This is a genomic window from Leptospira noumeaensis (assembly GCF_004770765.1).
In the GTDB taxonomy this organism is placed as follows: Bacteria; Spirochaetota; Leptospiria; order Leptospirales; family Leptospiraceae; genus Leptospira_A; species Leptospira_A noumeaensis.
In genome coordinates, this window is record NZ_RQFK01000026.1 from 288,618 (window position 1) to 301,228 (window position 12,611).

General features: G+C 36.0%; 9 protein-coding genes. 7 read left to right on the forward strand and 2 right to left on the reverse strand.

Annotated features, from left to right (window positions below):
- The first annotated feature begins 72 nt into the window (after positions 1–72).
- From EHQ24_RS09440 to EHQ24_RS09465, 6 genes are read left to right on the forward strand one after another with little or no spacing between them, the layout of a single operon-like run.
- On the forward strand, positions 73–1,443 hold the full coding sequence (locus EHQ24_RS09440; RefSeq protein ID WP_135601411.1) for an MBOAT family O-acyltransferase: 1,371 nt from the start codon (positions 73–75) through the stop codon (positions 1,441–1,443).
- 9 nt (positions 1,444–1,452) lie between these two features.
- Complete coding sequence (locus EHQ24_RS09445; protein WP_135601412.1) at positions 1,453–2,541, forward strand: DUF1574 family protein; 1,089 nt, start codon at positions 1,453–1,455, stop codon at positions 2,539–2,541.
- Between the two features lie 4 nt (positions 2,542–2,545).
- Positions 2,546–2,941: a hypothetical protein gene (locus EHQ24_RS09450; RefSeq protein WP_244310369.1), complete on the forward strand. Its 396-nt coding sequence runs from the start codon at positions 2,546–2,548 to the stop codon at positions 2,939–2,941.
- Between the two features lie 40 nt (positions 2,942–2,981).
- Positions 2,982–4,310, forward strand: coding sequence for a TolC family protein (locus EHQ24_RS09455; RefSeq protein WP_135601413.1), 1,329 nt, complete (start codon positions 2,982–2,984; stop codon positions 4,308–4,310).
- Entirely contained in the window at positions 4,307–5,446 is a 1,140-nt protein-coding gene (locus EHQ24_RS09460) for an efflux RND transporter periplasmic adaptor subunit (RefSeq protein ID WP_135601414.1), read from the forward strand. The genes EHQ24_RS09455 and EHQ24_RS09460 overlap by 4 nt, the downstream gene beginning before the upstream one ends.
- A 2-nt stretch (positions 5,447–5,448) precedes the next feature.
- The gene (locus EHQ24_RS09465; RefSeq protein WP_135601415.1) at positions 5,449–8,559 is read left to right on the forward strand and encodes an efflux RND transporter permease subunit; all 3,111 of its coding nucleotides are present in this window, start codon (positions 5,449–5,451) and stop codon (positions 8,557–8,559) included.
- Here the strand turns inward: EHQ24_RS09465 and EHQ24_RS09470 are convergent.
- On the reverse strand, positions 8,508–9,314 hold the full coding sequence (locus EHQ24_RS09470; protein ID WP_135601416.1) for a dienelactone hydrolase family protein: 807 nt from the start codon (positions 9,312–9,314) through the stop codon (positions 8,508–8,510). The two genes, EHQ24_RS09465 and EHQ24_RS09470, sit on opposite strands and share 52 nt — an antisense overlap.
- 287 nt (positions 9,315–9,601) lie before the next feature.
- Between EHQ24_RS09470 and EHQ24_RS09475 the strand changes: the two genes are divergently transcribed.
- The gene (locus EHQ24_RS09475; RefSeq protein ID WP_135601417.1) at positions 9,602–11,320 is read left to right on the forward strand and encodes an acyl-CoA dehydrogenase family protein; all 1,719 of its coding nucleotides are present in this window, start codon (positions 9,602–9,604) and stop codon (positions 11,318–11,320) included.
- An 88-nt stretch (positions 11,321–11,408) separates the two neighbouring features.
- Here the strand turns inward: EHQ24_RS09475 and EHQ24_RS09480 are convergent, their stop codons facing one another.
- On the reverse strand, positions 11,409–12,590 hold the full coding sequence (locus EHQ24_RS09480) for a fatty acid desaturase family protein (protein WP_135601418.1): 1,182 nt from the start codon (positions 12,588–12,590) through the stop codon (positions 11,409–11,411).
- Between the last annotated feature and the right edge of the window lie 21 nt (positions 12,591–12,611).

Below are 12,611 nucleotides of genomic sequence, written 5' to 3' on the forward strand. Positions count from 1 at the left end.
TTTGATTTTAGAGGCAAGTATGATTGTGTAAAATGGCTGGCAGAAAAAAATATCGAAGAAATTCTAGGGAAAATGCTGTTCAATTCCATTGACTATCTTTACTTTTTTATAGCTTGTTATTCTATTTATTGGATTTTACCTTCTCAGTTTCGCAAATACGTTCTTATCATTTTCTCACTGTTATTCTACGGATATTGGAGTGGTTCTTTTTTAATCCATTTTGTTATATTCATCGTTCTTTCTCATTTTTGTGTATTGGGGATTTTAAAAACTAGAAAAAAAATATTCTTATACCTAGGTGTAGGGCTCAACCTGCTCAATCTTTGTTTTTTTAAGTACATTTTGACCTACCTTCAATACCTGATGAAAGAAGGTGAATTATCAATACCTTTCCTCCAATCTTTATCTGAGTTTGTTTTGCCACTTGCAATTAGTTTTTATACATTTCAAATGATCGCCTACATTGTTGATGCGTGGAGAGGAAAATTCACCGAATCTCCATTTATGAATTTTCTTTTATTCATTTTATTTTTCCCACAACTCATCGCAGGTCCAATCATGCGCCATGATGATTTTTATGGGCAAATCGATAATGCAAAACTTAACGTTGATTTTTTACAGAGAGGAATCCTTCACATCATCTCTGGACTTGTCAAAAAAGTTTTAATCGCTGACCAATTAGCAAAAATTATCAATCCTGTTTATATGAATCCAGGTGAATACGATGGAATTTCTATTTTGCTAACTACCGTTGCTTTTTCTTTTCAAGTGTATGGAGATTTTTCTGGTTATACGGATTTAGCAAGAGGTTCTGCCTTTTTGTTAGGTTACGAAATTCCTGAAAACTTCCGATCTCCATTTTTATCAGTGAGTTTTAGTGAACTATGGTCTAGATGGCATTATACTCTCTCTACCTGGATTCGTGACTACTTGTACATCCCGTTAGGTGGCAATCGAGTTTCAGAAATAAGATATAATATCAACACCATCGTTGTTATGTCTTTATCTGGATTATGGCATGGGAATACTTATACATTCTTTTTATGGGGATTTTTTCACGGGATCTTTTTATCTATAGAACGAATTGTTTTTGGAAAACCAGATCGCAAATCCATGAGTTTTGGAAAAAAGATTTTGGCAGTTCTTTGGATTTTTGCCATTTTTTGTATCCTTGCTACTTTTTTTCGAATCGATTCGTTAAACAAAATATATATCTTTTGGTCTTCTGCATTGAACCAAACAGGTAAGTTTATATATCGTCCGGATTTTTGGGGACTATTAGCTGTTAGTTATCTTTTACAAGTTTTGGAATTCAAAAATTATTTTTCAGACAAACTAAAACCTTACGTAAATTGGATCATTCCAGTTCTTATCTTTTTAGTTTATTTTGCTATCATCAAAATCGAATCCCCAGTGGAAACATTCATTTACTTCCAATTTTAAAGAGAACTTATGAAAGAAATTCGCCTTTATTTTATCCCCTTCTTACTTTTACTCCTGGTCATTTTAGTAGATAAGTTAATTTGTATTCCTGATATTCGCGAAAGTGGCAGAAGGACTTATAAAGCCGGCCAGAATTTGGTTTTGGGTATGCCTACCATTTGGGAAGAAAATAAAACCATCCAAAAAAGTGGTAAACGAGTCGTGGTGGTTACGGGGACTTCTCGTTCAGAAAGTTTCCACCAATGGAAAGAAATTCCAATATCCAAGTCGATCATCCAAGAACCAGTTTATTTTGAAACCAGAACAGCCATTAAAGCATCTGAATTTTTATTATATTATTTAATCATAAAGTCTATGACGGATTCTGGATTCAAACCGGATGTTCTATTTCTAGAGTTTTCAGAAGAAATGTTCAATGAAAACAATGTGTACACATACAAAACAAAGTGGGCAGAACTTATGTTACACGAAGATGAGCTTCTGGACATCTACGATGCAATGAACCCACAATTCAAACGGGATATCATTGCTCGACTTTTGTTTTTAGGTTACAATTACCATTTCAATCCAATCCTTGCGGTAAAAAATTTAGTCTCAGGCAAAAGAGTCGCTAATGATGATTATTTCATTGGTTTATCTTCTTATATGAATGAAAAAAAACCTTTTGCACCGGATCACATTGGTTACCATGTAAATAATTTTCCGGAGAAAGAATACCAAGATCGAATCGTTGGTTATGCGGAGTCTCGAAAACTCTATTTTTTAAACAATTACCGAATTTCGAATCCCGAAATCAATTTCTTTCGTAAGATCATAGATCATGCAGAAAAACATAATATTCCCATGGTCATTTGGGAACCGCAGATCCACCCTTACTTTCAAGACATAAGAAAAAAAATCACTGGTGGCGAACTTTTTAATAAAAATATTAAACAATTTATCGATCCAAATTCAAAAAATATTCGTTATATAAGTTTGAATGAAGGGAACACAAATTGTCAGACTTATGTGGATTGTAGCCATGTTTCTCCAATTTGTGTGCCAGAAATTGCAGATAAGTTATTGCAAATCGCAAAGGAAATTCCAAACTATAAGTAATCTTATGAAGTTCGGACAGAAAAAAGCTAAATACTTACGCCAATTTTTATTATTTGGCTTTGTGTTCCTGTTTTCTACCAACTTTATGTACCAACGCATTGTTGACAATGAGGTCAATTGTGGACTGATCGGTTCTCCCGAAAGTGGATGTCCTTACGCTTTTTTGGATCATGCCTTAGGTGTCAATCCAGGCCATACGTTAACTGAAGATGGGGAACACGAAGATCATGTTTGTTTTTCCTGCCCTTGTAATTTAATTGTTTCCTGTTCTTGGGACTTGTATCTTTCCCACATCCTCATCCAATTACATAAAGTTTATATCCACCAACCAGAACTTCAAATTCCAAAACTTGTCACTGTAAACACTTTTTTCCGACCACCCAAACACAACCTTACTTAGCTAATTCGCAATTTATTTGCGTAATCACTTTGGAGGTTTTATGAATTATTTTTTTATCACCAAACATTGGGATGTATTTCTATTTTGTTTGGTTTATATCCATTTCTATGTTTTTCCAATACATGGAGAACCTAATGAATTTTCGATGAACAGTTGTCGAAAAGACAATTCAATATTAGAACTCAGTCGTTGTATTGTTAGTAAACATCCTGACTATCGAATCGAAGAAATTAAATTAAAGGAAATCTCAGGTAGGAAAAAAATTGCTTCTTACTATTTTCCATCAAATCCAACTTTTAGTAGTTACATAGCCACAAGGAAAGGAGAAACATCCAATTCTTTTCTCAGTGGGCCAAATGCAGCTAATAACTTTCAAGTCATGGTCAACCAAGAGATCTTTACTAATGGGAAAAAAGAAATTGCCGTCCAAATTGCTGACGAAGAATTTAAAGCGCAAGTTTTCCGATTAGAGTCTGTAAGGCGATCCTTAGAATTTGAAGCTCTAAAAAAAATGACGAGGTTTCGATATCTTTACTTAGAAGAAGAAAACAGTCGTGATAATTTAAACCTTGTTAAAGAATTAAAAAAAATCTCAAAAGCAAGAGTGAATGAAGGGCTTTCTCCAGGAATCGATGAATCCTTGTCGGAATCAGAAGAAATCAGAATCTACAAAATCTGGAGCCAAATCCATAGACTTTCAGAAAATACAAATTCGGAATTGGAAGTTTTACTTGGATTTCCTTTAGAAAAAGAAACCATCCAAACTCAAAATTGGATTTTACCAAAAGATTTACCCAAAGAAAAAACTGAGTTAATCCAACTGGCAATGGAAAAACGTCCAGAACTAATGCTTTCAGAAAAAGAAATTGAGTTAGCACTCCTTCGCCAAAATGAAGTGAGGCGACAAAAAATTCCAAATGTATCCTTAGGAGCTTTTGCCCAAAACGATGGGTTCAATGAAAAAGTAGTAGGAGGGATGGTCAGTTTCCCTATGACCATTTGGAGAGATTATGAAGGAGAAACCATCATTGCATCTGCAAAAATTGATAATTCCAAAGAACTAAAAGAATCTGTTTCCAGAAATATCAAACAAGAAGTTTTATTTGCAATAACGAATTACCTAACTCTGTCAGAAGAAATTAAATTCTATGATGAATCCAAAATGGAACGGGCAGAATCAGATTTAAAAAATCTTCAGGAAGCGATTCGATTTGGAAAGATAAAAATTATAGATGCCATCAACCAACAAAGAATTCTTTTACAAACAAAACTAAACTATCTGAACACAAAAACAGAATTTGAATTATCTCAAATTGAACTCGTTCGTGTTCTCGGATTACCTAGCGACTCATTAGGGATCAAACCATGAAAAAACAAACACTTATCTTAATCGTGTCCATTCTATTGATTTCTGCTTCCGTATACTTTTGGAAGTTTGGAAAAACAAACAATGATTTGGAATCAACAAAAGAAACAAATGACATAGTCAAACTTTCTTCAGAAAATCGAAAAAGTTTAGGAATAGAAACTGAAATTATCCAAAGAGAATCCATCCAAACAAAAATCGAACTGATTGGAGAAACAGAAGCTGTACCTGATGCCATCATTGATGTACCAACTAGAATTTCAGGACGAATTACTTCAGTTTTTTTTGTAGAAGGAGATACAATCAAAAAAGGCCAAAAACTAGTAACAATTGATTCACCAGAACTTGCAAAACTTAGATCAACTTTTCTAGTAGCAAAATCTAAATTTACCGCAGCAGAACAAAATCTAAATCGAATTGAATCGTTGGTAAAAATGAATCTAGCCGCAAAACAAGAGTTTATTGATGCTGAATCAAATCTAAAAGTGGTTGAATCAGAAAAAAATGCAGCTGTAGAAAATTTAAGGGCCAACGGCTTATCCATTGATAACTCAGCATCTGGTGTGTATACTGTATTTGCACCAAGGGCAGGGCTTGCTCTTTCTAGAAATGCTATTCCTGGTTCTATGGTTTTGGGAAACCAAATCCTAACAACCATTGCAGAACTTTCAGATCTTTGGTTCCAAGCAAAAATATTTGAAAACGATTTAAAATATCTTTCGGAAGGTGATTCCGGAAAAATTATTTTGAATGCTTATCCTGATTTGGAATTTGACGGAATATTAGAACATATTGGTGAAAAGGTGGATCCTGAATCTCGAACAGTCCATGCAAGAGTTGTTTTTAAAAATAAAAATCGTAAAGCAAAGATTGGTTTATTTGGAAAAGCCATTCTTATGGTCAATCAAAGAGAAGGAATACAAGTTTCGGAAGAAGCTGTTCAATCTTACCAAGATCAAAAGTATATTTTTATAGAATCCAAACCAAACGAGTTTCATTGGGTAAAAATTAAAATAGGAAGTGTGAATGATGGAAATGTAGAAATTCTTTCGGGAATTACACCGGGAGATAAAGTAGTCACAAAATCTGCATTCGAACTAAAAGCCATTTTATTCAAATCAACATTTGGTGGAGAATAAGTATGGAATTTTTAACAAAAATTGTTCAATTCTCTCTACAAAATCGACTTTTAGTAATTATTCTAACAGTATTACTTGTGTTTGGTGGTTTTTATTCACTGAATCACTTAAAAGTAGATGCAGTGCCAGACATTACCAATGTTCAAGTACAAGTGATCACAACTTCCCCTTCTCTCTCGACTTTAGAAATTGAACAGTATATTACCTTGCCTGTAGAAAGAGCCATCACAGGAATTCCAAACTTAATAGAAGTAAGGTCTGTTTCTCGGTATGGATTTTCTCTTGTGACTGCCGTATTTGCAGATGGAACTGATTTATGGAAAAGTAGACAACTTGTCAGTGAAAGACTAACAGAAGCATCAGAAAACATTCCCGCCATTTTTGGAAAACCAGTCATTGGCCCTATCACAACAGGTCTAGGGGAAGTATTTCAATTCACCTTGGAGAGTGAATTCCATACTCAAATGGAACTCACCACTTATTTGAATTGGTACATCAATCCAACGCTCAAAACAGTTCCAGGAATTGTGGAAGTGAATAGTTTTGGAGGAAAAACAAAACAATACCAGGTCATTGTGGATCCCTTTAAAGCAGCTTCACTTGGTGTTTCACTGAATCAAATTGTAAGCGCAGTAGAATCAAATAATCTATCGATAGGAAGTGGATATATTGAGCGATCCGGTGAACAATTGATAGTTGGTAGTGATGGTCTTTTAAAAGAAATCACTGACTTTGAAAAAATCCAAGTAGGGAAAATGGGAGATGGGTTTCCTATATATTTAAGTAGTATCGCCAAAATTGAGGAAGGATCGAGATTACGAAAAGGAGCGGCCACTGCTACAGGAAAATCAGAAGTGGTAGGTGCCGTAACACTCATGTTACTTGGTGAAAATTCATTAGAAGTAACTACTGCTGTAAAAGAAAAAATCACCCAGATAGAAAAAACTCTTCCGACAGGAATGAAAATCAAACCGTATTATGACCGTTCGATCATGGTGAAAAACACCTTAAACACGATCGTTTGGAATTTATCAGAAGGGGCCATTCTTGTTATCATCATACTGTTTCTGATGATTGGTGATTTCCGATCAGGTCTTGTCATTGCCTCAGTAATTCCACTAGCGATGTTATTTGCCATTTCACTTATGTTTTTACGAGACCTTCCGGCAAACTTAATGTCTATGGGTGCGATTGATTTTGGACTTATTGTGGATGGGGCAGTCATTCTGATTGAAAATTCGCATAGACGATTGGGATTAAAACGAAAAGAATTAAAAAGAGACCTTACCGACAAAGAACAAAAAGAAACCATTCTAAATGCGACAATAGAAGTTCGAAAAGCCACTATTTACGGAGAAATCATCATAGGAATTGTTTATATTCCGATTCTTACATTAAGTGGAACCGAAGGCAAAATGTTTATCCCAATGGCAACTACTGTTTTGTTTGCTTTACTTGGTGCGTTCTTCTTAACACTCACACTCATTCCCGTGCTTGCTTCGTATTTTTTAAAAGGAGGTCATATCGCCGAAGGAGAAACAAAGTTTTTCCAAAAAATCCACGAATGGTATACTCCAAAATTAGAATATTGTCTAAAGGAATCTAAAAAAGTCACTTATTCCAGTATTGGAGTTCTTGTTCTTTCGATCATATTATTCTTTCGATTGGGAGGAGAATTTTTACCAAAATTAGACGAAGGAAATCTCCTAATCGAAATTAGTCGGTATCCATCCACAACTTTAACAGAATCATTACAATCTTCTATGAAAATTGAAAAAGCCATTCTAAAGGAAATTCCAGAAATCACAGAAGTGGTTTCGAGAACAGGATCACCAGAACTTGCCATTGAACCGATGGGTGTAGAAAAAACCGATATGTATATGGATATGAAACCAAGATCCGAATGGAAACTAAGTAAAATGGAACTTGAACTCAAGTTACAAGAGATCATTGAAAGAGTGGCCCCACAAGTGGCCTTCGGTTTGTCTCAACCCATCGAAATGCGGAACAACGAAATTATGGCTGGGATTCGGGCCGATGTGGGAATCAAAATTTTTGGAGATGATTTAACAAAACTAAAATCCTTAGCAGAAGAAATTTCGAAAAAAATCAAAAACATTCCCGGTGTCGTTGACCTACGGATCGAACAATTGTATGGATTGGAATACTTACGAATCAAACCTAACAGAGAAAAGTTGGCAAGATATGACCAATCAATCGTTGATGTAGGCCGTGTTACCGGATCTATTTCTTCAGGAGTTCCAGCTGGTATTATTTACGAAGGAATGAAACGATTCGATATTGTCGTGAAAACAGATGTAAGTGGAAACCCAGAACAAATCAAAAACATACCAATAAAAGTTGGAAAAAATAGTTTTGCTCCCTTACATGAACTTTCAGAAATTTATATCGAAGATGGTCCTGTACAAATTTATCACCAAAACCAAAATCGTTATGCTTTGGTTCAATTTAATATTCGCGGAAGTGATATGGTGAGTACTGTAAAATTAGTCCAATCCGTTTTAGAAAAAGAAATTAAATTTCCGTCTGGTTATCATTATACAACTGGTGGTGAATTTGAAAAATTTGAATCCGCAACAAAAACTTTATACATTGTTGTGCCTATCACACTTCTTATTATTTTTTTAATCTTATATTTTGCATTTAACGAACTATCGGCGGCAATCATCATTTTCCTTAATGTTCCTTTTGCCATCACAGGAGGGATATTTGCTCTTTATATACGGAGTTTGCCATTTAGCATTTCAGCCGGTGTTGGATTTATTGCTTTGTTTGGAATTGCTGTTCTGAATGGACTTGTACTCATTAGTTTCATTCGAAGTTTGGAACATGAGGGAAAAAGTAAAAAAGAAGCTGTAAAAGAAGCAGCGTTGTCAAGACTTCGACCTGTACTCACCACAGCCCTTCTGGCATCCATTGGGTTTATTCCAATGGCAGTTAGTTCCTCACCAGGTGCCGAAGTCCAAAGACCTCTAGCAACCGTAGTGATTGGAGGATTGATATCAGCGAGTGCCCTTACGCTTTTTGTTCTCCCTCTCGTCTATTTAAAGTTTGCTGCAAAAAAAGCTTTCATACTATCAAAAGATGCATAGTCTGCTTTTTCATTATATGCAAGGCCAGGAAGTCCGTGACCTTCAGCTCCAGGTCTTGTAAATCCATGAACGGCTCCTGGGTGAGAGATAAAAGTAACAGGAGCTTTTGCATCAGTTACTGTTTTGATAAAGGTATCTACTACTGTTTTAGGAATAAAAGGATCATCAGCACCATGATGCACTAAAACTTTTGATTTTATTTTCTTTGCACCAGAAGCCAAGTTTTTGCTACCAAGCATACCATGAAAAGAAACAACTCCACCTCTTAAGTCAGCACCATCTAATGCGAGTTCAATGACTCCACCGCCACCAAAACAATACCCAATGGCTCCAATTTTACTAGTATCTACATTCGGGTTTGATTTTAAAATTTCGAGAGCTTTGTAGATTTTTTTGAGCATCACTTTAGGATCTCCATTGGCACCGGAAAGTTTCCCAGCTTCCACATGGTCTTTGGCAATAATTCCTTTTCCATAAACATCCATAACAAAAGCTACATAACCTAAATCAGCTAGTTGTTTGGCTCTTTGTTTCGGATAATCATTGAGTCCCCACCACTCGTGAATCACAAGAATACCGGGACGTTTTCCTGTAACAGAAGAATCAACGGCGAGAAATCCCTCATAGGTTTTCCCATCCAATTTGTATTCCACCGGAGTTCCCGATACGGAAGACTTTACTGGAAGTTGTGCTGTTGGTACACTCGCGCATTGAACGGCAAAAACGAGTGCAAAAATTGAAATAAGTTGTTTCATACGTCTCCTGTTCCGCTAAAAAAATCGGGCACTAATTCTTTCTGCGGAGATAGATTTTGAATTCTAATTGGGACTCGTAAAAAAGAAACCTTAATTTCTTACAATTATAGAAAGATTTGAACCAATCCAAAAACAATACCTTCGTTCGTTTTTGTTGACCCAGTTGACTCAAAAAAAGAAGACCAATCGGTTCACCATTTATCTTTTTTTCCAATTTTTTTGTTATACGATTTTTTTTAATCGCCTCACATTCCTAAAATTTATCTTCTAACTCAAAAGGAATTTTTATGATCCAAAGTAACTACTTTCAAACCAACGAAGACCTAAAAGAACATTTTTATGAATTAATTGATTGGAATGAAATTGTTCCTATTTATGAAAATAATTATTCTGATTCAAAACTTTATTCTGAAAACAACAATCCTAGGTTAGAGTATGCTCCATCTAATATTGATGAGGCGAAATCGTTTTACGACGAGATTCTAAAGTCTTGCGGAGAAATTAGTGGAATGTATGTTTCCCAAGTAGCTGCCACTGTGGATTCCAAAGGTCTAAAATTTGAGAATGGAAACGTAATCCATCCACAAGAAATGGTAGATGTAATCAAAATGTATCACGATGCAGGGCTTGGACCTGTTGCATTCAAAAGAAGATATGGTGGACTAGGAGCACCTAGCATCATCAAAGCGATGATTGCAGAATTGATGTATAGATCGGATAGTTCCATCACCATTGCTGTGGGAAGTATGGGCCTTGCCGCCATTTTGGAAGTCTGTGCTTCTGAATCGATGAAAGAAGAATGGATTCCAAAATTAATCTCAGGAAATTATACAGTCACGATGGGATTATCAGAACCAGATTTTGGATCTGACTTACCAAACATCACCACCAAAGCTACAAAAAAAGATGATGAATGGTATCTCACTGGAACCAAAAGATTCCAAACTGTTGCTTGTGGAGTGAACGGAATCCCTGGAATTACTCTTACATTGGCGAGAACGGGCACCCAAGAAAGTGGAGCCCGGGGACTTTCATTTTTTATCGTAGAGAACAAAGATTATGCGGTGCAAGGTATCGAAAAAAAATTAGGAATCAAAGCTTCCGCCACTTGTGAAACTGTTTTTGAAAATAGCAAAGGATATCTAGTTGGTAAAGAAGGATTTGGTCTTGTTAAATACGTAATGGGAATGTTAAACGGTGCCCGTCTCAGTGTTTCCTCACAAGGAACGGGAATTGTCACTGCCGCATACGAAGAAGCTCTCAAATACGCAAAAGAAAGAATCCAATTTGGAAAACCAATTTATGAAATTCCCGCTGTCCGCCGTATGTTGGATCGAATGGAACGCGAACTTGCGGGAATGCGTTGCTTAATGGTAGAAGCTGCTTTTTCCGTTGATAAATACTATTGGTACGAAGATGGAAGAACTGTTTCTCCGGAAGAATCCAAAATTGGAAAATTTTGGGAAAAGGTGGCAAACACACTCACTCCTATTTCCAAATACTACAATTCAGAAATGTGTAATGATTTGGTATACGACGGATTACAAGTACTAGGTGGTGCAGGATATACAGAAGATTACGATCTATCTAGACTTTACCGTGATGCACGAATCACCAATATCTATGATGGAACCACTCAAATTCAAGTGAATGCGGCCATCGGTGGGATTACTTCTGGAATGAGTGCTACAGGTACTTTCCGTAGTTATTTAGATCATTTAGCAAAAGGATCTGAATCCAATTCCAAACTCCAAGAGGTTCGAGCACTTTTCGAATCCATTGTCGAAACTTACAAATCCATAGAAAAACAAGAAACAAAAGAAGCTCATAGTTTTGAAGTGGTGGAATCGGCGGCAAGACTTGTGGTAGGATACTTGATGGAAAGAGCAAAAAACAAATCCACTAACAGAAAAGAATTACGTACTACTTGGTGTAAAGGATTCCATTTGGATAGTTTAGCCATCCTTTCTGCAAACCAGATCAGACTGAAACATATGAAGGACTAAAAAAAAGGGCCCTCTTTTTGAGGACCCTTAAGAAAGGAAAGGGATGAACTCCCCACAATGCGCAAGTGGGGAATTCGTAAAGTTCAGGTTAGATGAGAGTTGCTGATTTCTCTTCATTTGGAAGGGAGATCTGAAAACTTGGTTGTGAAAGTAACCCAGTTGGTTCCAAATATTTCTTTTTATTTCCCATTAGTTTTCCTGCAATGGAATCAGGAAAAGAATAAGCCACAATTCGTTTCCAAACAGATGCAAACTGTTTCACGAAACGTCCTGTATTGTAGTGTTGGCCATACTTAGCACAAATTTCTTTCAAACGAGGTGCCACTTCACGGTAACGTTTTGCAGGCATGTCTGGAAACATATGGTGTTCGATTTGGTGACTCAAATGACCAGTCATCGTATAAAAAAAGTTACTACCATCTAAGTTAGAAGAACCTTTGAGTTGTCGCAAGTACCACTGCGCTTTCGTTTCTCCTGTAATGTCATCTACCGAAAAAGACTCTGCATTTTCTGTAAAATGGCCGCAGAAGATCACAGCATAAGTCCAAAGATTTCGTATCAAATTCGCGATCAAATTTCCTAAAATGATTTTTGGAAAATTCAAACCAGCAAGGAGTGGAAAGAAAAGGTAATCCTTTACAAGTTGTAGTTCAATTTTTTTAAAGAACACTGCCTTATAATCTTTCAGTGATTTTTTCTTTCTTTGTTTTTTAGGAATTTCCATATATTCCACTCGGTAACCGTGAGCGCCCACACCCCACTGAAAGTTCATCGCCAAAAACATATTTGTGAAAGGCTGTGTTAGGTGGACTGGTTTCCACTTTTGAGCTTCCGTTAACCGAGTAAAATTATACCCGTAATCATGGTCTTTGTTAAGAACGTTGGTATATGTATGGTGCATATAATTATGATAGAACTTCCATTGGTGTGAATCACTCACAATGTCCCATTCAAAAGTACGGGAGTTAAATCGAGGATCATTCATCCAATCATACTGTCCATGAAGGACGTTATGACCAAGTTCCATATTGTTGATAATTTTGGAGGCACCTAAAATCAAACTGCCTGCCACAAAAGAAATTGGTTCAAAACTAAAGTGGATGAGACCACGACCTAAAATTTCCGTGTAACGGTAGATTTTATAAATGGATCTGATATGATCTGCATCTTCTTTACCTACTTTTGCCATCACTTCTTCTCGGAGTGCATCTACTTCTTTTCCAAAAGCTTCAATTTCTTCGTGATTTAATTTTTTGCTAATTGTTCTCATTTTATTTTCCTATGATCAAAA

Coding starts and splice junctions, on each gene's coding strand:
- EHQ24_RS09440 (WP_135601411.1), top strand. CDS start 73: ATGCTGTTCAATTCCATTGACTATCTTTACTTTTTTATAGCTTGTTAT.
- EHQ24_RS09445 (WP_135601412.1), top strand. CDS start 1,453: ATGAAAGAAATTCGCCTTTATTTTATCCCCTTCTTACTTTTACTCCTG.
- EHQ24_RS09450 (WP_244310369.1), top strand. CDS start 2,546: ATGAAGTTCGGACAGAAAAAAGCTAAATACTTACGCCAATTTTTATTA.
- EHQ24_RS09455 (WP_135601413.1), top strand. CDS start 2,982: ATGAATTATTTTTTTATCACCAAACATTGGGATGTATTTCTATTTTGT.
- EHQ24_RS09460 (WP_135601414.1), top strand. CDS start 4,307: ATGAAAAAACAAACACTTATCTTAATCGTGTCCATTCTATTGATTTCT.
- EHQ24_RS09465 (WP_135601415.1), top strand. CDS start 5,449: ATGGAATTTTTAACAAAAATTGTTCAATTCTCTCTACAAAATCGACTT.
- EHQ24_RS09470 (WP_135601416.1), bottom strand. CDS start 9,314: ATGAAACAACTTATTTCAATTTTTGCACTCGTTTTTGCCGTTCAATGC.
- EHQ24_RS09475 (WP_135601417.1), top strand. CDS start 9,602: ATGATCCAAAGTAACTACTTTCAAACCAACGAAGACCTAAAAGAACAT.
- EHQ24_RS09480 (WP_135601418.1), bottom strand. CDS start 12,590: ATGAGAACAATTAGCAAAAAATTAAATCACGAAGAAATTGAAGCTTTT.